Origin of the sequence: Streptomyces sp. NBC_01750 (assembly GCF_035918095.1) — a bacterium.
Lineage (GTDB): Bacteria > Actinomycetota > Actinomycetes > Streptomycetales > Streptomycetaceae > Streptomyces.
This window is the reverse complement of the sequence record NZ_CP109137.1, coordinates 3,495,718-3,519,301: the sequence shown is the minus strand read 5'-3', so window position 1 is coordinate 3,519,301 and position 23,584 is coordinate 3,495,718. Positions and strand designations below refer to the sequence as shown.

The 23,584-nt window shown below is 70.6% G+C and carries 16 protein-coding genes; 6 read left to right on the top strand and 10 right to left on the bottom strand.

Annotation, left to right across the window (positions count from 1 at the left end):
- Window positions 1-76 precede the first annotated feature (76 nt).
- Window positions 77-640, top strand: coding sequence for a MarR family winged helix-turn-helix transcriptional regulator (locus tag OG966_RS15745; protein WP_326650264.1), 564 nt, complete (start codon window positions 77-79; stop codon window positions 638-640).
- 18 nt (window positions 641-658) lie between these two features.
- On the opposite strand, the gene OG966_RS15740 is transcribed toward OG966_RS15745, so the two are convergent.
- Window positions 659-1,087 carry an Rv3235 family protein gene (locus OG966_RS15740; protein WP_326650263.1) on the bottom strand — a complete coding sequence of 143 codons (429 nt, stop codon included), beginning with the start codon at window positions 1,085-1,087 and terminating at the stop codon, window positions 659-661.
- Window positions 1,088-1,366: 279 nt separating this feature from the next.
- On the opposite strand from OG966_RS15740, the gene OG966_RS15735 reads away from it, so the two are divergent.
- Together OG966_RS15735 and OG966_RS15730 are read left to right on the top strand one after the other, a co-directional pair.
- The gene (locus OG966_RS15735; protein WP_326650261.1) at window positions 1,367-1,873 is read left to right on the top strand and encodes a DUF6912 family protein; all 507 of its coding nucleotides are present in this window, start codon (window positions 1,367-1,369) and stop codon (window positions 1,871-1,873) included.
- Between the two features lie 135 nt (window positions 1,874-2,008).
- Window positions 2,009-2,683 carry an HAD family hydrolase gene (locus OG966_RS15730; protein ID WP_326650260.1) on the top strand — a complete coding sequence of 225 codons (675 nt, stop codon included), beginning with the start codon at window positions 2,009-2,011 and terminating at the stop codon, window positions 2,681-2,683.
- A gap of 34 nt (window positions 2,684-2,717) precedes the next feature.
- Here OG966_RS15730 and OG966_RS15725 read toward each other — a convergent pair whose 3' ends face one another.
- On the bottom strand, window positions 2,718-3,284 hold the full coding sequence (locus OG966_RS15725; protein ID WP_326650259.1) for a DJ-1/PfpI family protein: 567 nt from the start codon (window positions 3,282-3,284) through the stop codon (window positions 2,718-2,720).
- A 443-nt stretch (window positions 3,285-3,727) separates the two neighbouring features.
- On the opposite strand from OG966_RS15725, the gene OG966_RS15720 reads away from it, so the two are divergent.
- Complete coding sequence (locus tag OG966_RS15720; RefSeq protein ID WP_326650258.1) at window positions 3,728-8,662, top strand: NAD-glutamate dehydrogenase; 4,935 nt, start codon at window positions 3,728-3,730, stop codon at window positions 8,660-8,662.
- A gap of 138 nt (window positions 8,663-8,800) precedes the next feature.
- On the opposite strand, the gene OG966_RS15715 is transcribed toward OG966_RS15720, so the two are convergent.
- From OG966_RS15715 to OG966_RS15700, 4 genes are read right to left on the bottom strand one after another with little or no spacing between them, the layout of a single operon-like run.
- Window positions 8,801-9,754, bottom strand: a complete 954-nt coding sequence (locus OG966_RS15715; RefSeq protein ID WP_326650257.1) for a serine/threonine-protein kinase — start codon at window positions 9,752-9,754, stop codon at window positions 8,801-8,803.
- 43 nt (window positions 9,755-9,797) lie between these two features.
- Complete coding sequence (locus tag OG966_RS15710) at window positions 9,798-11,045, bottom strand: glycosyltransferase family 87 protein (protein WP_326650256.1); 1,248 nt, start codon at window positions 11,043-11,045, stop codon at window positions 9,798-9,800.
- A 48-nt stretch (window positions 11,046-11,093) separates the two neighbouring features.
- Window positions 11,094-11,867 carry an ABC transporter ATP-binding protein gene (locus tag OG966_RS15705; protein WP_326650254.1) on the bottom strand — a complete coding sequence of 258 codons (774 nt, stop codon included), beginning with the start codon at window positions 11,865-11,867 and terminating at the stop codon, window positions 11,094-11,096.
- The gene (locus tag OG966_RS15700) at window positions 11,860-12,753 is read right to left on the bottom strand and encodes an ABC transporter permease (protein ID WP_326650253.1); all 894 of its coding nucleotides are present in this window, start codon (window positions 12,751-12,753) and stop codon (window positions 11,860-11,862) included. Before OG966_RS15700 ends, OG966_RS15705 begins: the two co-directional genes overlap by 8 nt.
- Window positions 12,754-12,976: 223 nt before the next feature.
- Between OG966_RS15700 and OG966_RS15695 the strand changes: the two genes are divergently transcribed.
- Entirely contained in the window at window positions 12,977-13,582 is a 606-nt protein-coding gene (locus OG966_RS15695) for a TetR/AcrR family transcriptional regulator (RefSeq protein WP_326650252.1), read from the top strand.
- Between the two features lie 639 nt (window positions 13,583-14,221).
- On the opposite strand, the gene OG966_RS15690 is transcribed toward OG966_RS15695, so the two are convergent.
- The 4 genes from OG966_RS15690 to OG966_RS15675 form a co-directional block, all read right to left on the bottom strand.
- Window positions 14,222-15,103 (bottom strand): carbohydrate ABC transporter permease, encoded by an 882-nt coding sequence (locus tag OG966_RS15690; RefSeq protein WP_326650251.1) that lies wholly within the window; start codon window positions 15,101-15,103, stop codon window positions 14,222-14,224.
- Window positions 15,100-16,383, bottom strand: a complete 1,284-nt coding sequence (locus tag OG966_RS15685) for a carbohydrate ABC transporter permease (protein ID WP_442806710.1) — start codon at window positions 16,381-16,383, stop codon at window positions 15,100-15,102. The genes OG966_RS15690 and OG966_RS15685 overlap by 4 nt, the downstream gene beginning before the upstream one ends.
- A gap of 70 nt (window positions 16,384-16,453) precedes the next feature.
- Window positions 16,454-17,815 (bottom strand): ABC transporter substrate-binding protein, encoded by a 1,362-nt coding sequence (locus OG966_RS15680; protein ID WP_326650249.1) that lies wholly within the window; start codon window positions 17,813-17,815, stop codon window positions 16,454-16,456.
- Between the two features lie 145 nt (window positions 17,816-17,960).
- Window positions 17,961-21,338: an FHA domain-containing protein gene (locus OG966_RS15675; protein WP_326650248.1), complete on the bottom strand. Its 3,378-nt coding sequence runs from the start codon at window positions 21,336-21,338 to the stop codon at window positions 17,961-17,963.
- Window positions 21,339-21,796: 458 nt separating this feature from the next.
- Here OG966_RS15675 and OG966_RS15670 point away from each other — a divergent pair, with 458 nt between their 5' ends.
- Window positions 21,797-23,446, top strand: a complete 1,650-nt coding sequence (locus tag OG966_RS15670) for a serine/threonine-protein kinase (RefSeq protein ID WP_326650247.1) — start codon at window positions 21,797-21,799, stop codon at window positions 23,444-23,446.
- Window positions 23,447-23,584: the final 138 nt, after the last annotated feature.

The window sequence follows — 23,584 nt, the reverse complement described above, 5'->3', positions numbered from 1 at the left end:
GCCCTCCGGGAGTGATATCCTTTCGACTGGCGAAACTTACGATAACAGAAAGATTCGAATGTCGAAAGAAGCTTTGATGAGGAATGTTGCCCAGCAGCTCCGCTCGCTGCAGCAGAGCTTCGACGCCTTCGACGAGGCCGCCGCGACGCGGCTCGGCCTCAACCGCACCGACCTGCGCTGCCTCGATCTGGTGCTGGGCGCGGGGCAGCGGGCGGGCGTTGAGTGGTCGGGCGGAGAGGGACCGGGTGGAGAGGGACCGGGTGGAGAGGGACCGGGTGGAGAGGGACCGGGTGGAGAGGGACCGGGTGGAGAGGGACCGGGTGGAGAGCTGTCGGCCGGTGAGCTGAGCGCCGCACTGAAGCTCAGTCCGGCGGCGACGACCACGGTCATCGACCGGCTCGAGCGCGTCGGCCTCGTCACCCGCAGCCGGGACGCGGCCAATCGGCGGCGCGTACTCGTCGCCGCCACGGATGCCGCCCGCGCCGCCGAGGCCGAGGTCTATCTGCCCGTCGGTGTCGCCGGGGCCGAAGCGCTGAGCCGCTACGACGAGGACCAGCTCGCCACGATCCTGGACTTCCTCCAGGCGGCCCGTCAGGTTCAGGAGGGGCAGGTGGCCCGGCTCGGCGCGGACGGCGGCTGAGCCGGGCGCAGGTGGCCGCTACCGGGCTGCCTGTACGGCGACGCGCTCCCCGCCGAGCTCCACCGCCGCGCAGCGCCAGCGGTGGTCCGCGCCCTGCTCGAGACGGAAGGCCATCGCGCTGACCCGGTCGCCCGAGCCGATCCGGGCGAAGGCTTCGATCACGCCGGGGCCCGGGTGGTACTCGCCGCAGTGCCGTACGACGGGCGTGACCCGTTCCGCCGGACGGAGTGGAGCCCCTGGGGCCAGCCGCACCAGCTGCTCGTACGCCTCGCCGATGGTGTGCCCGAGCATCCAGTGCACCGGTCGCTGTCCGCTGAGCACCGCGAGCAGGCGGTCGGCGAACCAGTAGTGCGGCTGGTGCTGCCGCCGTGCGCGCGCCATCGCCGCTGCCGCCACCACTGCGGGCCTGCGTTGGTCGCGCCGTCCCGCGGGCCGGGTCCTGTCCATGCAGATCGCCCCCGATATTCCGGGCCCGGTCTTGATACCGGGCAGTAACTTCACTGGTGATCTTCTACGGGGCGGGGCGAGCGGCCGCAATGTGTGAGGGCGCCTCGGGAGACCGACGGCAAACTTCACCTATCAGGGTGACGCGGGGCGGCCCCAGGCCTTGGCCGGCAGGTGCACGGGGTATCTCGGGTGGACGGTGCGCGAGCCCGGGAGGGGCACCCCGAAGGGGGACGTCGCACGTATCCTGAGGGCGTCTTCCGACTACGAAAGCGGCCAGCCATGCGCGTCTACGTCCCCCTGACCCTCCCCGGTCTCGCAGAGGCGCACAAGGCGGGCAAGCTCGGCCCCGCTCCGCTGGTCGCCTATGCGGTGACCCCGGGACTGCGCGAGTGGTACGTCTCCGACGACATCGAGGAGCTCGAGTACGCCGCGCTGAGCCGCGCCGCGGCCGCCTCGCTGAGGCTGCTCGCGGGCGAGCCGGCCGCGGCCGGGCGCCGGGTCGTCGTCGCCGTCGACGTACCGGACCAGGACGCGGTGGCCGATCCCGACCGGGCGCTCGTCGCCAGCGCGCTCGGCGAGGTGCGGGTCGCGTCCGCGGTGCCACTGGCCAAGGCGGCCGCGGTGCATGTGGACGCCGACGACGCGGTGGACGATGTGGTGGCGGCGGCGCAGGCGCTGGGAGCGGCGGACCAGGGCGACGACGACGCCCAGTTCACGGTGGACGGCGCGGAGGACCACGAGCTGCTCTGGTACGGGGTTCAGGAGATCCCCAACCTGATCGCCTGACGGCCGCCGGGCCGCTTCCCGCACCTCCTGACCCTTCCTGACGGCACTCCCGCACGGCCTCTCGCCTGACGGCAGTCCCGCACGGCCTGTCGGCCCGGCCCGGCCTGTCGGTCCCACTGGGTACTGTTTTGAGGCATGGGGAAGAACGCGGATACACACATCGTCTGGGACTGGAACGGCACGCTGTTCCACGACATCGACGTGGTCATTCAGGCGACGAACGCCTCGTTCGCGGAGATCGGGCTGCCCGCGATCACGCTCGAGCGCTACCGGGACCTGTACTGCGTGCCCGTGCCGCTCTTCTACGAGCGGCTCATGGGGCGGCTGCCCACGGACGCGGAGTGGGCCGTCATGGACGAGACCTTCCACCGGCACTACTGGGTGCTGGCCGAGAGCGCCGGACTGGCCGACGGGGCCAGGGACCTGCTGGTCGACTGGCAGGCCTCCGGGCTGACGCAGTCGATGTGTTCGCTCGCCCCGCACGAGAACCTGATACCGATCGTGCGCACGCACGGCATCGAGCGCCACTTTGTTCGGGTGGACGGCCGGGTCGGCGGATCGCACACCGGCAAGGCCGAGCACATGGCACGCCACCTCGCGGGGCTCGACGGAGTGCGGGCGGAGCGCGTGGTGGTCATCGGCGACGCCGTCGACGACGCCGTCGCGGCGGCACATGTGGGAGCGCGAGCCGTCCTGTACACGGGCGGCTCACACAGCCGCGCCAGCCTGGAGGCGGCGGGGGCGGGCGTGCCCGTGGTGGACACGCTCGCCGAGGCAGTGGCCGAGGCCCAGCGCCTGGCGGCGGCCTGACGCACCCGGCCGGATGCTCCGCCGTAGCGGGGCGTCAGCTCGCCGGGGCTTTGGCGCGCAGCACCTTCAGGAACTCCCGCATCCACGCGGAGTGGTCCGGCCAGGCGCGTGAGGAGACCAGGGTGCCGTCGACGACGGCCTCCGCGTCCTGGAAGCTCGCGCCGGCCGCCTGCATGTCCAGTTCCAGCGCCGGGTAGGCGGTGACACGCCGACCCTCCAGGCTGCCGATCGCCGCCGTCAGCAGCGGGCCGTGGCAGATCTGGGCGACGGGCTTGTCGGAGTCGAAGAAGGACTTGAGGAGCTTGCGGAGCTCCGGGTCGTTGCGCAGGTACTCGGGGGCGCGGCCGCCGGGGATCACCAGCGCCGCGTACTGCCCGGGATCCACTTCCGAGAAGGCCAGGTCGGCGGGCCAGGTATAGCCCGGCTTCTCGGTGTACGTGTCGAAGCCCGGTTCGAAGTCGTGCACCACGAACTGCAGCTTCTTGCGGGCGGGGGCCGCGATGTGCACCTCGTACCCCTCCTCCCGCAGCCGCTGGTACGGGTAGAGGACCTCGAGGGACTCGGCTGCGTCGCCGGTGACGATCAGGATCTTCGCTGTCATGGCTGCTCCCGGTGTCGGGCTGTCGACGGTACTCCCGGTGCTGTGCTGTCGAGGTGTGTCCGTGTCGTCACCGTCAACGTGCACCGCCGGGGGACTGTTTGCCAAGAGGGCCTGTGTCGCTGTCCAGACTGTCAAACTTCCGGCCCCGCTTTTGTACACATACGGCTCATGACGGGTCGGGGGGGCGGGACGATAGCCTTGACCCGTGATCAGCGCGATACGCCGTGGGGGCAGCGAAGCCCCCGGCCTGCGCCCGGAGTGCCACAGCACCCGGGCGATCGTTGCTCTCCTCGTACCGACCGGGTTGGCGAACTTGGCCAATAACCGCTCGGACGACTCTCATCGCGGCATAACGTCGACTCCGACCGGACACCCCGCGTCATGGCGTTGCGTCGCTTCTTCCACCTACGTCACGCAATGGCGCGCGACAGGAGCCAGAGGACATGCAGACCAAGCTGGACGAAGCCAAAGCCGAGCTGCTCGAACGGGCCGCCCGGGTAGCTGAGAACAGCCCGCTCGGGGGGCACCTTCCGACTGGGTCCGAGCAAGGGAAGCGTCCTGACCAGGACGCCCTTCTCACGTACCTCCAGCGCTACTACCTGCACACCGCTCCCGAGGACCTCGCCGATCGCGACCCGGTCGACATCTTCGGCGCGGCACTTTCCCACTACCGGCTCGCCGAGAACCGCCCCCAGGGGACTGCCAATGTGCGGGTCCACACTCCGACGGTGGAAGAGAACGGGTGGACATGCAGCCACTCCGTCGTCGAGGTCGTCACCGACGACATGCCCTTCCTTGTCGACTCGGTCACAAATGAGCTCTCCCGCCAGGGCCGCGGCATCCATGTCGTGATCCACCCCCAGATCACCGTCCGCCGCGATGTGACCGGCAAGCTCATCGAGGTACTGCCCTCCGAGACAGGCGCCAAGGATCTGCCGCACGACGCGTTCGTCGAGTCCTGGATCCATGTCGAGGTCGACCGCGAGACCGACCGCGCCGATCTGAAGCAGATCACCGCGGACCTGCTGCGGGTCCTCTCCGACGTCCGCGAGACCGTCGAGGACTGGGAGAAGATGCGCGACGCCGCGCTGCGCATCGCCGAAGAGCTGCCCAGCGAGCCGACCGCCGACGATCTGCGCGACCAGGAGGTCGAGGAGGCGCGTGAGCTGCTGCGCTGGCTCGCCGCCGACCACTTCACCTTCCTCGGCTACCGCGAGTACGAGCTCACCGAGAACGACGCGCTCGCCGCCGTCCCGGGGACGGGGCTCGGCATACTGCGCTCCGACCCCCAGCACAGCACGGACGAGGCGCACCCGGTCAGCCCGTCCTTCAGCCGGCTGCCCGCCGACGCCCGTGCCAAGGCCCGTGAGCACAAGCTGCTCGTGCTGACGAAGGCCAACAGCCGCGCGACCGTGCACCGCCCCAGCTACCTCGACTACGTCGGCGTGAAGAAGTTCGACGCCGAGGGCAATGTCATCGGCGAGCGCCGCTTCCTCGGTCTCTTCTCCTCCGCCGCGTACACCGAGTCCGTGCGCCGGGTGCCGGTCATCCGCCGTAAGGTCGCCGAGGTCCTGGAGGGCGCCGGCTTCTCGCCCAACAGCCACGACGGCCGGGACCTGCTGCAGATCCTCGAGACCTACCCGCGCGACGAGCTCTTCCAGACGCCCGTCGACCAGCTGCGCTCCATCGTCACGAGCGTGCTCTACCTCCAGGAGCGCCGCAGGCTGCGGCTCTACCTGCGTCAGGACGAGTACGGGCGCTACTACTCCGCCCTCATCTACCTGCCGCGCGACCGCTACACCACCGGCGTACGGCTGCGCCTGATCGACATCCTCAAGGAGGAGCTCGGCGGCAGCAGCGTCGACTTCACCGCCTGGAACACCGAGTCGATCCTCTCCCGGCTGCACTTCGTGGTCCGCGTCCCGTCCGGGACCGAGCTGCCCCACCTGACCGACGCCGACGTCGAGCGCATCGAGGCCAGGCTCGTCGAGGCCGCCCGCTCCTGGGCCGACGGCTTCGCCGAGGCGCTCAACGCCGAATGCGGTGAGGAGCGCGCCGCCGAGCTGCTGCGCCGCTACGGCTCCGCCTTCCCCGAGGGCTACAAGGCAGATCACTCGCCGCGTGCCGCCGTCGCCGACCTCGTGCACCTGGAACGGCTGACCGAGAGCAGCAGGGGCTTCGCGCTCTCGCTGTACGAACCGGTCGGCGCCGGCCCCGGCGAGCGCCGTTTCAAGATCTACCGCACCGGAGAGCAGGTCTCCCTCTCCGCGGTCCTGCCCGCCCTCAACCGGCTGGGTGTCGAGGTCGTCGACGAGCGTCCGTACGAGCTGCGCTGTTCGGACCGTACGACCGCCTGGATCTACGACTTCGGTCTGCGCATGCCGCAGGCCAACGGCAACGGCGACTACCTCGCCGACGATGCCCGCGAGCGTTTCCAGGACGCCTTCGCCGCGGTCTGGACCGGCAAGGCCGAGAACGACGGCTTCAACGCCCTCGTCCTGGGTGCCGGTCTGAACTGGCGACAGGCGATGGTGCTGCGCGCGTACGCCAAGTACCTGCGCCAGGCCGGTTCGACCTTCAGCCAGGAGTACATGGAGGAAACCCTCCGTACCAATGTCCACACCACCCGGCTGCTGATCTCGCTCTTCGAGGCCAGGATGTCCCCGGAGCGCCAGCGCGCGGGCACCGAGTTGATCGACGGTCTCCTCGAGGAGCTCGAGGGCGCGCTCGACCAGGTCGCCAGCCTGGACGAGGACCGGATCCTGCGTTCCTTCCTCACGGTCATCAAGGCGACGCTGCGGACCAACTTCTTCCAGGAGGCCGGCGGCGGCACGCACCACAGCTATGTGTCGATGAAGTTCGACCCGCAGGCCATCCCGGATCTGCCTGCGCCGCGCCCGGCGTACGAGATCTGGGTCCACTCCCCGCGCGTCGAGGGTGTGCACCTGCGCTTCGGCAAGGTCGCGCGCGGCGGTCTGCGCTGGTCCGACCGGCGTGAGGACTTCCGTACGGAGATCCTGGGCCTGGTCAAGGCGCAGATGGTGAAGAACACCGTGATCGTGCCGGTCGGCGCGAAGGGCGGCTTCGTCGCCAAGCAGCTCCCGGACCCGTCCGTGGACCGGGACGCCTGGCTCACCGAAGGCATCGCCTGCTACAAGATCTTCATCTCCGCGCTGCTCGACATCACCGACAACCTGGTGGCGGGCGAGGTCGTCCCGCCGGCGGACGTCGTACGCCACGACGGGGACGACACCTATCTCGTCGTCGCGGCGGACAAGGGCACCGCGACCTTCTCCGACATCGCCAACGAGGTCGCCGAGAGCTACAACTTCTGGCTCGGTGACGCCTTCGCCTCGGGCGGCTCCGCCGGATACGACCACAAGGCCATGGGCATCACCGCCCGTGGCGCGTGGGAGTCCGTCGAGCGGCACTTCCGCGAACTCGGCCACGACACCCAGACGCAGGACTTCACGGTCGTCGGCGTCGGCGACATGTCGGGTGACGTGTTCGGCAACGGCATGCTGCTCAGCGAGCACATCCGGCTCGTCGCGGCCTTCGACCACCGGCACATCTTCATCGACCCGACCCCGGACGCGGCAACCTCGTACGCCGAGCGCCGCCGGCTCTTCGAGCTGCCCCGTTCGTCCTGGGCCGACTACAACAAGGAGCTGTTGTCGGCCGGCGGCGGCATCCACCCGCGTACGGCCAAGTCGATCCCGGTCAACGCGCACATGCGCGAGGCGCTCGGCATCGAGCCCGGCATCTCCAAGATGACACCCGCCGAGCTGATGAAGTCGATCCTCAAGGCTCCGGTGGACCTGCTGTGGAACGGCGGCATCGGTACGTACGTCAAGGCCTCCACCGAGTCCAACGCGGACGTCGGCGACAAGGCCAACGACGCGATCCGCGTCAACGGCGAGGACCTGCGGGTCAAGGTCGTCGGCGAGGGCGGCAACCTCGGTCTGACCCAGCTCGGCAGGATCGAGTTCGACCGCAGCGGTGGCAAGATCAACACCGACGCCATCGACAACAGCGCGGGCGTGGACACCTCCGACCACGAGGTGAACATCAAGATCCTGCTCAACGGCCTGGTGTCGGACGGCGACATGACCGTCAAGCAGCGCAACAAGCTGCTCGCCGAGATGACCGACGAGGTCGGGGCGCTGGTGCTGCGCAACAACTACGCGCAGAACGTCGCCCTGTCGAACGCCGTGGCCCAGTCCCCCTCGCTGCTCCACGCCCACCAGCGCTTCATGCGGCGCCTCGGCCGGGACGGGCATCTGGACCGCGCGCTGGAGTTCCTGCCGAACGACCGGCAGATTCGCGAACTGCTCAACACGGGCAGGGGGCTCAGCCAGCCCGAGCTGGCCGTGCTGCTCGCCTACACCAAGATCACGGTGGCGGACGAGCTGATCGGGACGTCGCTGCCGGACGACGCGTATCTGCGCCGGCTGCTGCACGCGTACTTCCCGCAGGCGCTGCGCGAGAAGTTCCCCGAGGCGATCGACGGGCATGCGCTGCGCCGCGAGATCGTCACGACGGTGCTGGTCAACGACACGGTGAACACCGGTGGTTCGACCTTCCTGCACCGGCTGCGCGAAGAGACGGGTGCGTCGACCGAAGAGGTCGTGCGGGCGCAGACCGCGGCCCGCGAAATTTTCGGACTCGGCGCGGTGTGGGACGCCGTCGAGGCACTCGACAACAAGGTCGCGGCCGACGTCCAGACCCGTATCCGGCTGCACTCGCGCCGGCTCGTCGAGCGCGGTACGCGATGGCTGCTGGGCAACCGGCCGCAGCCGCTGGAGCTCGCCGAGACCATCGGCTTCTTCGCCGAGCGCGTGGAACAGGTCTGGGCGGAGCTGCCGAAGATGCTGCGTGGCGCGGATCTGGAGTGGTACCAGGGGATCCTGGACGAGCTCACCGAGGCCGGTGTCCCCGAGGAACTCGCGCTCCGGGTCGCCGGGTTCTCCTCCGCCTTCCCGACCCTCGACATCGTCGCGATCGGGGACCGCACGCAGAAGGACCCGATGGCGGTCGCCGAGGTGTACTACGACCTCGCCGACCGGCTGCAGATCACCCAGCTGATGGACCGGATCATAGAGCTGCCGCGGGCCGACCGCTGGCAGTCCATGGCCCGCGCCTCCATCCGCGAGGACCTGTACGCCGCGCACGCCATGCTGACGGCGGACGTGCTCTCCGTGGGCAACGGCACCTCGACGCCCGAGGAGCGGTTCAAGGCCTGGGAGGAGAAGAACGCGGCGATCCTCGGCCGGGCGCGCTCGACGCTGGAGGAGATCCAGACCTCGGACACGTTCGACCTGGCGAACCTGTCGGTGGCGATGCGGACGATGCGGCAGCTGCTGAGGACGCACAGCTAGCAGTACGGGAACGAGGGGCGCCGGGTCCGCCCGGCAGCCGCTTCGCCCCCGATCGCCGGACGGGCCTGAATACAAGCTCGTCCGGCGATCGGCAAAAGGAATTCGGGAAAGGGATCGGGAAAGGATCGGGAAGACCTGTCAGGGGGCCCGGCGGATTCTGGTCAGCCAGCCCGATGCCCTCGGGTCCCTGGCGGCCCGCTCGATCCCTGCCAGGGCCGCCGCGAGCGGCTTCGGCAGCCAGCCGTCGAAGTCCCGTACGTCGCGTCCCGCCGCCAGTCGGCAGTGCTGGGCCACCTCCGCCGCCGTCGGCCGCTCCTCGGGCCGGGCGGCGAGGCAGGCCCTCAGCACCTCGCGCAGCACCGCCGGATGCGCGCCGAGATCCGGCGGCTCGTGGTCGGTGCCGGCGATCCGGGTGGCGACCACAAGACCGCCGCCCTCTCCGTACGGATGGCGTCCGGCGGCGGCCTCGGCGGCGACGAGCCCGAGCGTGAACACATCGGATGCGGGCGTGAGTTGCTTACCGAGCGCGTGCTCGGGAGACATGTACTTGGGCGTGCCGACCATCCGGCCGACGGTGGTCATGGACGCGGTCCCGACGGCCCGCGCGATGCCGAAGTCGAGCAGCCACGGCCCTTCCGTGGTGAGCAGCAGATTGCCCGGCTTCACATCGCGGTGGATGACCCCTGCGGTGTGTACGGCGTCCAGCGCGTGGGCCGCGCAGGCGGTCAGCTGGAGCACGCTCTTCAGCGGCAGCGGCCCGTGTCCGGCCAGCGCGTCGTCGAGCGGCAGCCCCGGTACGTACCGGGTGGCGAGCCAGGGCCGGGCGGCCTCCGCGTCATGGTCGACGACCGGTACGAGGTGGTGCCCGTGCACGCGGCGTGCCGCCTCGACCTCGCGGGCGAACCGTTTCCGGAAGCTCTCGCTCTGCGCATGCTCGCGGCGGATCAGCTTCAGCGCGACGGGTCGTCCTTCGCCGGTGCGGGTGAGAAAGACGGTGCCCATCCCGCCTTCGCCGATCCTCGCCTCGAGCGCATAACCCGCGATCTCCCGCGGGTCGTCGGCCCGCAGCGGCTCAAGCCCCCCATTCGGCATTCCCACTCCCTCGGCGTGCCCCTGCCCATGTCGGCAGCGGAGCCTATCGCGCGGCTGTGGCAGTCCACAGCAGCCTGCAGGAGAGCAGAGCGGCCGCGACCAGCAGCCCGTTCCGTACGACCATGATCAGACAGCCGAGCGGAGTGCCGCCCAGCACGTCGTCGTAGAGCACGGGATAGGCCAGCGCACTCAGCGCGGCGGCGGGCAGCATGAGCAGCGCGACCGGGCGCTGGGTGGTGTGCCGGGAGGTGAGGCAGACCGCGGCCAGTCCGACCAGCCAGATCAGATACTGCGGGCTGATCACCCGGCTGGTGACGGTGAAGAGCAGTACGGCGGCGAACGCGGCGTCGAAAGGTGTGGCCGCACTCCAGCGCCGGGCCCTGACCCGCCACAGCAGCAGCCAGCAGAACGCCGCGCCGGTCAGCAGCAGCGAGAGCCGCGCCACGCTCGACACATAGGGGCCGATGAACTCGAAGGCTCCGTACTGGTACCTGATCCGGCCCGGCCAGCCCGCCTTCCGGGCGAGCTGGAGCGCGGTCCCGCCGAGTGACTCGATCTGGACGCCTCTGGCGCCCTGCTGCCGCAGAAAGTCCAGTGAGTGCGTGAAGCCGACCGAGAGAACGGCGAGCAGCGCCGCCGCGGATGCGGCGGCCGAGAGCCAGGCGGCGCGTGTCGTACGTCCCCGGGGCGTGCCGAGCACGGTGAGCAGTGGCCAGACCTTGACCATCGCGCCGATGCCGGCGAGCGCCCCGCCGAGCAGCGGCCGGCGGCGCATCGCCAGCAGCGCGAGCACGGCGAGGGCGGTGACCTGGACGTCGTACCGCGCGAAGGGCAGATGCAGCAGCAGCGGCAGCCCGCACACCCACATCCAGGCGCCGCGCGTTCCGGCGTGGGCGAGAGCGAGGGTGACGACGGCGTCGGCGGCGAGAGTGATGGCGACGAAGGCCTGGAAGTAGGTGAGCCAGGGCAGCGCGCCGGGGGAGAGGAACACCAGCGCCGCGCCGGGCGGGTACTGCCAGGTGGCGTCGTTCAGGGGGAACGCGCCCTGGCCGAGCTGCTCGTACCAGTGCCGGTAGAGGGTGTGCACCTCGCCGGCGACGCCGCTGTCGCCGACGTGGTCGACGATGAGCAGGAGCAGCATCCCTACGCGGGTGGCTGCCCAGACGGCGCAGAGGGCGGTGGCCTGCGCCGGCCGGGGCAGGCCACCGAGGGGCGCCGGGGTGCCGGGGAGTGCGGTCCCGGGCACACCGGTGGAGTCATGGCCGGGCGGTGCGGTCCGATGAGTCGTCATCGGACCGTACTTTAGCCCGCGTTAGGGTTGTTTTGAGGTGATTAGTGGCTATTTCTTGGGGCTGGTGAACTCGTTGTACGCGGCGACGACGTCCTTCGTCGGCCCGTCCATCCGCAACGTCCCGGCCTCCAGCCAGATCGTGCGGTCGCACGTCTCGGAAATCGTGCCGATGCTGTGGCTGACCAGGAAGACCGTGCCGGCCTCCTCGCGCAGCTCGTTGATGCGGTCCTGGCTGCGCCGCTGGAAGCGGGCGTCGCCGGTGGACAGCGCCTCGTCGATCAGCAGCACGTCGTGGCTCTTCGCCGCGGCGATCGAGAAACGCAGCCGGGCGCCCATGCCGGAGGAGTACGTGCGCATCGGCAGCGTGATGAAGTCGCCCTTCTCGTTGATCCCCGAGAATTCGACGATGTCGTCGTAGCGGTCGCGGATCTGCTCGCGGGTCATGCCCATCGCGAGTCCGCCGAGGATGACATTGCGCTCGCCGGTCAGATCTCCCATGAGTGCCGCGTTCACGCCGAGCAGCGAGGGCTGGCCGTGGGTGAAGACCCTGCCCTTGGACGGCGGCTGCAGGCCGGCGATGGCCTTGAGCAGGGTCGACTTGCCCGAGCCGTTGGAGCCGATCAGGCCGATCGCCTCACCCTTGTACGCGGCGAAGCTGACGCCCTTGACGGCGTGCACCTCGCGAATTCCGGGTGTGCTCCTGCGGGAGACGATCCGGCTGAGGGCGGATGTGGCGCTGCCCTTGCCGGTGCGGGCACCGTTCACCTTGTACGTGATGTGGACACCGTCGACGACGACGGTGGGAACCCTGGAGTCAGCCACGGCCGTACTCCTCCTCTGCCTTCCAGAAGTACAGGAATCCGCCCACCCCGAAGAGCGCTGCCCAGAAGAGGGCCACGGCCCAGACGTGCGGGGGGAGTTGAGCGGCGGTGAAGCTGTCGATGAGCGCGAAGCGCATGAGGTCGATGTAGACGGCGGCCGGGTTGCACTGCAGCGCCAGCTTGACGGTGTGCGGCACCTTGTCGTGGCTGAGCACCTTGTCGATCGACCACATCACGCCGGAGACGTACATCCAGGTGCGCAGGATGAACGGCATCAGCTGAGCGATGTCCGGGGTCTTGCTGGCCAGCCGCGCCATGATCATCGAAATGCCGGTGTTGAACACGGCCTGCAGGGTCAGTGCCGGGATCGCGAGCAGCCAGCCGGTCTGGGGAAGCTGCCCGAAGCAGACCAGGATGGCAAGCAGCGCGCCGAGCGAGAAGAGCAGCTGCTGGAGCTGCTGGAGCGCGATGGCGATGGGCAGACTCGCGCGGGGGAAGTGCAGGGCGCGTACGAGGCCGATGTTGCCGGAGATCGCGCGGGTGCCGGCCATGATCGAGTTGGCCGTGAACGTCCAGATGAACACGCCGGTGACGAGGAACGGGATGAAGTCGGGCACGTGCTTGCTGGTGTCGAGCAGCATGCCGAAGATGAAGTAGTAGACCGCCGCGTTCAGCAGCGGGGTCATGACCTGCCAGATCTGGCCCAGCTTGGCCTGGCTGTACTGGGCGGTCAGCCGGGCGGTGGCGAAGGCGACGATGAAGTGGCGGCGGGACCAGAGCTGGCTGACGTAGGAGCGCAGCGTGGGGCGGGCGCCACTGATGGTCAGACCGTGGCGGGCGGCGAGCGCGGCGAGTTCGGACGGGCCGTCGGGAGCGGATTCGCTCATGCCTGGACGCGGCTCTGGCCGGTCGATCGTCTGGCTGCTCACGGTGCTCGCTTTCGACAGGCGCGGAGGCAGGGACAGGGGTGTGGGATACGGGCACGGGTGCCGGCGGCGCCGGCGATGAGGTGCGTTCCGCGATGGGACGGACCCGTTTCGTCGCTACGGCGAGAGTAGGACGGAGTACGTCGCAACGCAACCGTCTCGTCGTCCCGCTATGCTCCCGTGTATGACCACGGATCCGGGAACACCACGTCGCGCGCCGGCGGGAGCCGCAGTGCTCCGGGAGGACGTGACTCACGCCATCCGCGCCGCCGTCTTCGAGGAGCTGGCCGCGGTCGGCTTCGCGCGGATGTCGATCGAGGGGATCGCGCGGCGGGCGGGCGTCGGCAAGACGGCGGTCTACCGGCGCTGGAAGTCGAAGCTGTCACTGGTGCTGGACCTGGTCTCGGCGTTCGCGGCGCAGGGGCTGCCGGCGCCGGCGACGGGTTCGCTGTACGGCGATGTACGGGCGCTGCTCGAGGTGGCGTCGCACGCCCTGCGCCACCCGGTTGCCTCGCAGGTCATCCCGGACCTGCTGGTGGAGGCGGCCCGCCACCCGGAAATCTCGGACGCGATCAAGGCGGCGCTGCTGGACAGCCAGCAGGGTGTGGCGGCGCTGGTGGTACGGGACGCGGTGGCACGCGGCGAACTCCCCGAATCGACGGACCCGGACAAGGCGCTGGACCTGATAGTGGGGCCGCTGTACTGGCGGCTGGTGGTGGTACGGACGGGTCTGCCGAAGGGGTACCTGGACGAGCTGGCACGGGGGGCGGTGGCGGCGCTCCGCTCGTGACGGGTGGTTGCTCCGCCTTCCCGGCCGCTCCCCGGCCCTTTCCCCCGGCCGCTCCCCGGCCCTTTCCCCCGGCCGCTCCCCGGCCCTTTCCCCCGGCCCCTTCCCGAACCGGGGGCAGGCCCCCCGGGGCCCTGGGGGTAGGCGCGGGGGCCCAGGGCGGCAGCTCCGCGCCGGGGCCGACGGCCCCGGCGCTTGCTTCGCAGCGGACCCCGGGCGGGCCTCGGACTTGGCGAGGTGGGGCGCCGCCCACACCACCGGCGGGCGGCAACTCCGCGCCGCGTCGGGCGGCCTGACGCCTGCTCCGCGGCGCGGCCCGGGCGTGCGGCCGCGTACGCGGTGAAGTGGCGCACCGTCATGTCCCCCCGGTGACCGCTTCACGGGCGGACCGGGCGCGACCGGCATCCGCGAGGTGGCACCGCCACGGGACGGGTGGCTGGTTTGCGGCGGGCATCCGGGCATCGGGTATCCGGGGGGCCCTCGGACTCGGCGAGGCGGGGCATCGCCTTTGCCGCCGGGGCCGCTTCACGGCGGGGACCGGTCGCACTGTCGCGCGAGCCGCACTGTCGCGCGACGGCGGGGAGCGCCCCGCCGCATTTCTCCCCGGCAAGCTCACCTACTCACCTCCTCACGTGCACACGCTCACTTGACCGCTCCCGCCATGACTCCCGTCACGAACTGCCGCTGGAACGCGAAGAACACCGCCAACGGGATGATCATCGAGACGAAGGCGCCGGGTGCCAGGACGTCGATGTTGTTGCCGAACTGCCTCACCTGGCGCTGGAGTGCCACCGTGATCGGCGCGCTCTCGGAGTCCGCGAAGATCAGCGCCACCAGCATGTCGTTCCACACCCACAGGAACTGGAAGATGCCCAGCGAGGCGATCGCCGGGCCGCCCAGTGGCATTACGACGCGCGTGAACAGCCGTATCTCGCCCGCCCCGTCGAGCCGCGCCGCCTCCAGCAGTTCTCTCGGAATCTCCGCGAAGAAGTTCCGCAGCAGGAAGATCGCGAACGGCAGACCGAACGCGACATGGAAGATGATCACGCCGATCGTCGTCTCGAAGATGCCGATCCGGCCGAACAGTTTGGAGACCGGCACCAGCGCGACCTGGACGGGCACGACGAGGAGGCCGACGACCACCATGAACCACCAGTCACGGCCGGGAAACTCCATCCAGGCGAATGCGTACCCGGCGAGCGATCCGATCGCCACGACCAGAACCGTGGCCGGGACAGTGATCATCACCGTGGACAGCAGCGAATCGGTGATCGCCTCGTTGTCGAGGAGCCGCGAGTAGTTCTCGGTGGTCAGCTGAGCCGGGGCCGAGAACACCTTCCACCAGCCGCTCTCACTGATGTCCGTCGCGTCGCGCAGCGACGACAGCAGCAGCCCGAACGTCGGCATCAGCCAGAACAGGCCAACCAGGATGAGAAACACCCGCATCACGCCACCGCCGGCACCGGCCGCGATGCGCGCCGGGAGCGACTGCTTCGCCTTCACCACACCGTCGGACGTGGTCATCGGCGGGTCTCCCTTCGCATCCTGCGGATGTTGAACAGCATCACCGGGATCACCAGCAGCAGCAGGAGTACGGAGATGGCACTGCCCAGCCCCAGGTTCGAATCCGTGCCGAACGACGAGCGGTACAGCTGGAGTGCGAGGACGTTCGCGTCGTCCTGGGCCGAGCCCGGCGCGATGATGAAGACCAGGTCGAAGATCTTCAGCACATTGATCATCAGGGTGACCAGGACGACCGCGAGGACCGGCGCCAGCAGCGGCACCGTGATCCTGCGGAAGACCTGCCACTCGTTCGCGCCGTCCACCCGCGCCGCTTCGAGGAGTTCACGCGGCACGCTCGCCAGCCCCGCCGCGATCAGCACCATCGCGAAGCCCGCCCACATCCACACGTAACTGCCGATGATCGCCGGGGTGACGAGCGAGGGGCCGAGCCAGTTGACGCCGTTGTACGGTTCCCTGAAATTGTCGGCGGGCAGCCGGAGCCGGGCGCCCTCGGCGGACGCGGGCAGGCTGAACGTACCGTCCGCTCCGGCCCTTGCCGATGCGACGACCTCGCCGTCCTTGACCGCCTCCACCTTGATGCCTTTGAGGCCGAGCTCCTTGGCGTCGATGGTGTTGGGCCTGCCGCCGCCGCCCTTGGTGAAGTCCAGCCAGGCGGTGCCGGTGATCTTTCCGTCGTCCGGCCGCGCCGCCTTCGCGGGTTCGGCGTCGGACGGCATCTTGTCGGGCGCGACACCGATCAGCGGGAGCTGGACCTGTTTGCCCGCGGTGGCCGGCTCCTTGGTGACGAAGGACCCGCCCGGACCTGCCGTGAGCGGATGGACGGCCAGCGGATGCGCCTTGGGGAATCCGGCCGACTCGGCGAAGGTGTCATGAACGCCCACCCAGACGGCGTTGGCGACACCGCGGTCCGGGTCCTGCTCGTACACCAGCCGGAAGATGATGCCCGCGGCGAGCATCGAGATCGCCATCGGCATAAAGACGATCAGCTTGAAGGCCGTGCCCCAGCGGACCCGTTCGGTGAGCACGGCGAAGATCAGTCCGAGCGCGGTCGAGACGGTCGGCGCGACCACCACCCAGAGCACATTGTTCTTGACCGCGGTGAGGATGGTGTCCTCGGTGAATATCTCCTTGTAGTTGTCGATCCCGGCGAATCCGCTGCCGGACTGGTCGAAGAAGGACCGGTAGACCGAGTACCCGATCGGGTAGACCACGAGCGCGCCCAGCAGCACCAGCGCGGGCAGCAGAAAGCCGACCGCGATGATCTTGCGTGTGCCTGTCACGCTCTTGCGCTTGTCGACGGGGGGCGCCGGACGTGCCGGGCCCCCCGCTGTCGCCGCAGTGGTCACCGGTTCAGCTCTTGTACGCCTTGGCCGCGTCCGACTCCAGCTTCTGCTGGGTCCCGGCGACGTTCTTCGGGTTCTTCAGGAAGTCCTGGAGAGCCTTCCACTCGCCCTTGCCGGGCGTACCGCCGAACGACTGCGGCATCTGGTCCGACATGTCGAAGCGGAATGTGTCGCCCGCCGCGATCAGCGCCTTGGCGATATCGCGCTGCACCGCATTGGGATACGCGGAGATGTCGAGCGACTTGTTCGGTGAGATGAACCCGCCCGACTCGGCCCAGATCTTCGCGGCGTCAGGGGAGGCCAGGAAGGTCAGCAGCGCCTGCGCGCCCTTCGAGTCCTTCAGCGCCACGGCCGCGTCGCCGCCGGTCACCACCGGAGGCTCGGCGCCCACCGCAGGGAACGGGAACACCTTCGCGTCCGTACCGATCTTGGCGTCGGTCTGCGCGATATTGACCGAGACGAAGTCGCCCTCGAAAACCATCGCGCCCTTGGGCTGTTCACCACCGGTGAAGGTCTGGGTGACCGATGCCGGGAATTCCGTCTGCAGCGCGCCGTCGGCGCCGCCCGCGATCAGGTTGGGCTTGCCGAAGAGCTCGCCGAGCGTGGTCAGCGCGGTCTTCACGGACGGGTCGGTCCACTTGATCTGGTGCTTGGCCAGCTGGTCGTACTTCTCGGGCCCCGCCTGGGAGAGATAGATGTTCTCGAACCAGTCGGTGAGCGTCCAGCCGTCCGCGCCGCCGACCGAGACCGGGGTGACGCCGGAGGCGGAGATCGTTTCGGCCGTCGACAGGAATTCCTTCCAGGTCTTCGGCTCGCTGGCGCCCGCGTTCTCGAATGCCTTGGCGTTGTACCAGACCAGGGACTTGCTGGCGGCCTTGAAGTAGACGCCGTACTGCGTGCCGCCGACCGCGCCGAGATCCTGCCAGCCCTTGGTGAAGTTCTTCGCCAGCTCCGCCTTGGCCTCGGCACCCAGCGGCTTGACCCACTTGCGCTGCACGGCCTGCTGGAGTGCGCCGACCTGCTGGAGGAGTGCCACATCCGGGGGCTGACCGCCGGCGATCTTCGTACCGAGATAGTTGAGCATCGCGTCCTGGGTGGGGACGAAGGTGACGGAAGCCCCGGTGCGCTTCTCGAACTCCTTGAGGACCTTGGTGAAGTTCTCCTGCTCGGGGCCGGTCCAGACGGCCACGACCTCGAGCTTCTCGCCGTTCAGTTTGGGCAGTTGGACGGTGGCCGCGGTCTCCTTGCCCTTGCTCTCGCCCGGTTTCGCCTTGTCGTCGTCCTTGTTGTCGCCGCAGCCGGCGAGTGCGAGAGCGCCGATGGCGGCGAACACCACCGCGGTCCTGCCCGTGCGAAGAGTTGTGCGCATCACTGCCCCGTCTCTCCCGTGCCTGTCCCGTGCCGACAGGTGTACGCCCGGTACTGGAGGGCCGCAATACCGCACCAGGTGTCAACCAGCCTTTTGTGATGGCCTTGTGACGTGATGTCAGGTCAAATGACGGGACTGCCGCCGGTCAGGGGCGGGCCGGAGTCAGCGGCGGAATCGGAGTCGCGTCCACCGATCGTGCAGCTCGCTCCAGGGCACTGGCCAGAAGCGCCAAGTCCGTGGGGCCATTGCCCAGTTCGCGAACGGGTCGACGGGTCGGCGGATCACCCATCCGTTCCCACTCGACCGGCACCACGGTGGGGCGCGAAGTCGCCGTACGCGGAATGCGTCCGGTCACCCGGCCGCTCTGGAACGGGGTCACGCGGCCGTCCGGATGCCCGAGCCTGCCTCGCCCGGGGGCTGGGTCCTCCGGCCCCGGCGCGGCGGGCGGTGCGTCCAGCACGACGCGCAGCCGCGCACCCTGTGTCAACTCGGTGTCGGCCGTACGGTCGGGGCGCGCGGACGTCGCTATCAGATGTACGCCGAGCCGCTCGCCGTCCCGGGCCACGGCCTCCAGGGCCCGTACGACCGAACCGGCCGCGGGCCGCCCCGGGCTGCCGAGCGCAGGTGCGACCAGCGCGTCGAAGTCGTCCACCAGCACGACGAGCCGCGGGAGCGGGGGCGGTCCCTCGGCCTTCGTACGGGCCCCGGGGCGCAGCCGGAGCGTGCCGCTCGCGGGGGAGTCGAGGTCCCCGCGCTGCTCGGCGGCGCTCGGGGGACGCTGGCTCACCATCCGGCCGGCCACCTGGCCCTGGGTGTGCGACTCGGTGAAACCGACGCTGCCCAGCAGCTCCGACCGCCGCTTCAGCTCCGCCCCGAGCGCCTGCGCGAACGCGCGCATCCGGACCGGGTCGGAGGCCACCAAGTGATCGGTGACATGGGGCAGTTCGGTACAGGCGGTCAGTCCTTCGCCGCGCTCGCCCCCGGCTCCGTCCACGAGCAGCAGCCCGAGCAGGTCCGGGCGTCCCGCGGCGGCGAGCGAGGCCGCGACGGAGCGCAGCAGCTCGGTACGGCCGCTGCCCGCCGGGCCCTCGATCAGCAGATGCGGGCCTTCTTCGGTGAGATCGACGGTGAGGGGGCCGCGCGGACCGGCGCCGAGCACCGCGGTGCCGTCGCCCGCCGATGCCCAGCGCGCCATCAGGGATGCGGGGGTGGCGCGGGCGAGACCCAGCTCGTCCAGCAGCCGTGCGGAACGCGGCAGCGCCACCACCCGGCCGAGGTGCGTGCCGGTGCCCTCGGCGCGCAGCGGCGCGACGGCGCGCCCGAAGCGCTCCGCCCAGGGCGCCGAGACCGCGTCCACCGCGCCGACCGTGCCGTGCCCGACGGGCTGTCCGCCGGCCGTCCGCATCAGACGCAGTGCGGTCGCCACATCACCGCTGAGCAGGGCGACTGCCCCGCACTCGCGGAAGGCGAGCGAGGCCGCGCAAGCCGACTCATAGGTCGCGGCGACGGGTGAGAGCGGCGAGGCGGCCGGGGTCTCGGCCAGACAGATCAGATGGATCCCGGCGGCGGATCCGGCGCCGGCCAGCCTTGCCGTCGCCTCGCGCAGCGCGGCCGATCCCGGGTCCCCGTCGACTATGACGACGGTGCGCGCGCCTTCGTACCGTGCGGCGGCTTCGGCGACGGCCTTGCGGTCGGCGCTCGGCCAGCCCGGGCCGAGCGGCCCGTCGTCCAGGCGGCGGGTGAGTTCGGCGCTGCGGGCGGTGGCCTGGTCACGGTCGTAGGCGAGGAGCAGCCGGCAGTCCTGGCCGTGTGCGGGGCGCAGATGCGGCAGCCAGCCGAGCCAGGCCCACTCTCCCTTGCGCGCATCGAGGCTCCGCGACCTGTCCGTGGAGAGCAGCACGATCTCCAGATCGGCGGGCGAGTGCAGCGCGGCGAGCTGGGCCACGGCGGACCTGGCGAGACCGGCCAGCCGGGCCCTGGGCCCGGCGAGCCCGAGTGAGCCGGCCTCGCGCAGGCCGACGGTCACCGGCACGGAAGGCAGCTCCGCCCGTTCGGTGGTGCCGAGGCGGAGCACGAGGGACTCGGGATGCCCCTGTCCCCGCTCCCAGAGCCGGGGCCCTGGACCGAGCGCGGTGAGCAGCACCGCGGCCGGATCGGGCCAGCGCTCGACAGCGGGCGCCGCGGCGCTCGGTGGTCCCTGCTGCGGTGGGAACTCCGCGACAGGCTCCTCCCGGCCGCCGGCGAGCCGGCGGGCCCAGGCGCCTATACCGCGTCGGCGGGTGGCGCCGTCGGGCAGGCGGGTGCCACGAAAGGGGGCGCCTTGGCGCGGCGCGCCGCCGGTGGCCGCGGGGCTGTGGGCCCCCGGCGGTTCGGGGACCTCGTGGGTCTCGTCCGCCCTGGAGTGCATGGTGTCGCCGTGAGCGCTGCTGTCGGGGTCGTCCGTGCCGTACGTATGGAGCGTGGCGGCATCGCCGAGGCCTGCGCTCGTCGCGGCGGCGGGAGCGGTGGGGTCGTACTGGACGGGCACGCGGTGTTGGCCGTTTGCCTGGGGGGCTTCGGGTGTGCCGGAAGCACCCGGAGCCGATGCGGCGGGGCCGTAGCCACCAGTGCCGGATACGCCGCCCTCCTGGCGGGCCCACCGGGGAACCCGTCGGCCAGGTCCGGGGTCGGCCGGACCGGAGCCGCCCGGTGCGGCCTTGCCCTGAGCGGAGCCGCCGGGACCCGGACCGCCGGGATCAAAGGCCCCCGCCGCAGCTCCGCCGGGACCGGAGCCGCCGGAACCGGAATTGTCGAATCCGGGACCAGACCCGCCGGGACCGGAACCAGCTCCGTCCGCCCGGGTCACTCGCAGATGCCCCTCGCCGTCCGGAGCCGTCGGCAGCGCGGGGGTCCGGTCGCGCGGGGTGACCCGGAGCGTCGACTCGCCGAGTCGCAGCAACGCGCCCGCGGGCAGCCTGACGGGACGGGCGCTCAGGGCGACGCCGTCCAGCGTGGTGCCGTTCGTCGAGCCGAGGTCCGCGACCGTCACCCGGCCGTCCTCGGCGACCGTGACCGCGCAGTGCAGCCGCGAGACGTCCGGGTCGTCCAGCGGTACGTCGGCTTCGGCGGAGCGGCCGATCCTGATCCGGCCCCCGTGCAGCAGATGGACCCCGCCCGCGTCGGGGCCGGCGACCACATGGAGCTGGGCCGCGGCGTCCGCCCCGGGAGATTCGTCCTCATGGGGGACCTGAAGGGAAAGCACCGCACCGTCCACCAGAGGCGGCTCGCCCAGCGTGCGGCGCTGTGCGTCGAGCCGCTCCTGCCCCGCGTACAGCACGACGGAACCCGAGACATCGGGGCCGGAAACGGCCGCCGCGAGGCCGTTGGCCACGGCGGCCAGCGCCGTCCCGGCGGGCGCGGTGATCAGCACGTCGCAGGCATGTCCCACCGCGGCATGTCCTGCGGAGGTATGTCCCACGGAGGCATGCCCCGAGGTCGCGGATCGGCCGCTGCGCGGCGCGAGGACAGTCAGCCGGATCTGCATCGCCGTCAGCAATCCCTTCTGCGCGGGGTGCCCGGCAGCGGAGCCGCCCTGTGATAGCCCCCACCCGGCAGGTCGGCACGCGCCGAAAGGCTCCCGACCCCACGACTCCGTGCTGAGGGCATCCTCGCACCTGCCACTGACAACACGCCCGGGGGCCACCGGTAAGTGATCTTGATTGGTCGGCTCTGGGCGTAAAAATGCCTGGTTGGGATCTGATCCGGAACGTGAGTGTTGTGTACGGCACGCTGCCTCGGCAACCATCCGTACGATGCCCGCGTCTTCCTTTCGAACACGACCAGCGGTCCATCGAGGGGGCGACCGGGAGGACGAAGGACAGACGACCGGCCGGTGCGGCGTCCGGCGGCACTAAAGTGGGTCGGACACCCGGGTGGGCCCGAACGAAGGGCCACGGTGGCCGGGGACCACGCAAGGACCACGATCAGCAGGGAGCGCATCACGTGCGGCCGGTAGGCAGCAAGTACCTGCTCGAGGAGCCCCTCGGGCGCGGCGCCACGGGCACCGTCTGGCGAGCCAGCCAGCGGGAGACCGCGGGCGCCGAGGCGGCCGTCGCGGGCCAGCCCGGCGAGACCGTCGCGATCAAGGTCCTCAAGGAGGAGCTTGCGAACGACGCGGACGTGGTGATGCGCTTCCTGCGCGAGCGCTCCGTCCTGCTCCGCCTCACCCACCCGAACATCGTGCGCACCCGCGACCTGGTCGTCGAGGGCGATCTCCTCGCCCTCGTCATGGACCTGGTCGACGGCCCCGACCTGCACCGCTACCTCCGTGAGAACGGCCCGCTCAGCCCGGTCGCCGCCTCGCTGATGACCGCCCAGATCGCGGACGCGCTCGCCGCGAGCCACGCGGACGGCGTCGTCCACCGCGACCTCAAGCCCGCGAACGTGCTCCTCAAGAACGACGCCGACGGCCAGATGCACCCGATGCTGACCGACTTCGGCATCGCGCGCCTCGCGGACTCCCCGGGCCTGACCCGTACGCACGAATTCGTCGGCACGCCCGCGTATGTCGCGCCGGAGTCCGCCGAGGGCCGCCCGCAGACCTCTGCCGTCGACATCTACGGCGCGGGCATCCTGTTGTACGAACTGGTCACCGGCAGGCCCCCGTTCGCGGGCGGCACCGCCCTCGAGGTGCTCCACCGCCACCTCAGCGAGGAGCCCCGCCGTCCCACCACCGTCCCCGAGCCGCTGTGGACGGTCATAGAGCGCTGCCTGCGCAAGGAGCCGGCCCAGCGGCCCAGCGCCGAGAACCTCGCCCGTGGACTGCGTACCGTCGCGGCCGGAGTAGGCGTGCACTCCACGCCCGCTCAGGTCGACGCCGCGCTCGGGGTCGCCGCGCTGCTCGCGCCCGACCCTTCGCCCGCTCAGGTGCCCGACGCGCCGGGTGCGGCCGAACCGACGCAGGTCCTGCCGAGCAACGCGGGATCGTACGACCCCAACGCCGCGACCAGCTTCCTGCCGCACACCGGCGCCCCGCAGTCCGGGCCCCCGCAGTCCGGGGACCCGACGAGCGTGATGCCGCCCGTACCGCCGGGCCGGCCCCAGCCGGAGGACCCGCACCCCTGGCAGTCCCAGTTGCAGGCGGCCCGCGACCGCAACGAGCAGACGCAGGTCCAGTACCTCGACCCGAGCCAGGATCCGCTGCGCCGGCGTCCGCAGCGCCAGCAGCAGAGGCCCCCGCAGCAACCTCAGCAGTACGCGCCGCAGCCTCAGCAACAGCGCCCGCATCAGCAGCGCCCTCAGCAGCCGCAGCGGCAGCAGTACGCGCCCCAGCCCCAGCAGTACGCGCCTCCGCAGCCGCCGCCCCAGCAGCCCGCGCCGCGTCAGCCGAGGGAGCCGCGCCAGCGGAACCCCAACCGGATGAGGATCCCGGGCCTCGGCTGCCTCAAGGGCTGCCTCTTCACCGTCCTGATCCTCGTCGGCGCGGGCTGGCTGGCGTGGGAGATGTTCCTGCAGGACTGGGTCGCCCAGGGCCAGAGCTACTGGGATGCGATCGGCGACGGCATCTCGAAGGTGACGAACTGGATCTCGAATCTCGTCAACTCGGACCCGGGCTCCGGAGGCACCGGCACCGGCTCGGGCGCCGGACAGTAGCGACTCAGTAGCTTTGTCGACTTCTGTGGGGTGATTTTCCCCCGCAGAAGTGAAGGTTGGCGCCATCCGGGGCACACAGCCCCCGGATGGCCGCGTACGTTACTCAGGTGCGCCTCGCGTGTCGCCGTCGGTCACGGT

What these genes read in the sequence shown, in the direction of transcription:
- OG966_RS15720 (WP_326650258.1), top strand. Translation starts at nt 3,728, where the DNA reads ATGCAGACCAAGCTGGACGAAGCCAAAGCCGAGCTGCTCGAACGGGCC.
- OG966_RS15745 (WP_326650264.1), top strand. Translation starts at nt 77, where the DNA reads ATGAGGAATGTTGCCCAGCAGCTCCGCTCGCTGCAGCAGAGCTTCGAC.
- OG966_RS15725 (WP_326650259.1), bottom strand. Translation starts at nt 3,284, where the DNA reads ATGACAGCGAAGATCCTGATCGTCACCGGCGACGCAGCCGAGTCCCTC.
- OG966_RS15690 (WP_326650251.1), bottom strand. Translation starts at nt 15,103, where the DNA reads ATGACCACGTCCGACGGTGTGGTGAAGGCGAAGCAGTCGCTCCCGGCG.
- OG966_RS15695 (WP_326650252.1), top strand. Translation starts at nt 12,977, where the DNA reads ATGACCACGGATCCGGGAACACCACGTCGCGCGCCGGCGGGAGCCGCA.
- OG966_RS15715 (WP_326650257.1), bottom strand. Translation starts at nt 9,754, where the DNA reads ATGCCGAATGGGGGGCTTGAGCCGCTGCGGGCCGACGACCCGCGGGAG.
- OG966_RS15740 (WP_326650263.1), bottom strand. Translation starts at nt 1,087, where the DNA reads ATGGACAGGACCCGGCCCGCGGGACGGCGCGACCAACGCAGGCCCGCA.
- OG966_RS15735 (WP_326650261.1), top strand. Translation starts at nt 1,367, where the DNA reads ATGCGCGTCTACGTCCCCCTGACCCTCCCCGGTCTCGCAGAGGCGCAC.
- OG966_RS15680 (WP_326650249.1), bottom strand. Translation starts at nt 17,815, where the DNA reads ATGCGCACAACTCTTCGCACGGGCAGGACCGCGGTGGTGTTCGCCGCC.
- OG966_RS15675 (WP_326650248.1), bottom strand. Translation starts at nt 21,338, where the DNA reads ATGCAGATCCGGCTGACTGTCCTCGCGCCGCGCAGCGGCCGATCCGCG.
- OG966_RS15700 (WP_326650253.1), bottom strand. Translation starts at nt 12,753, where the DNA reads ATGAGCGAATCCGCTCCCGACGGCCCGTCCGAACTCGCCGCGCTCGCC.
- OG966_RS15710 (WP_326650256.1), bottom strand. Translation starts at nt 11,045, where the DNA reads ATGACGACTCATCGGACCGCACCGCCCGGCCATGACTCCACCGGTGTG.
- OG966_RS15730 (WP_326650260.1), top strand. Translation starts at nt 2,009, where the DNA reads ATGGGGAAGAACGCGGATACACACATCGTCTGGGACTGGAACGGCACG.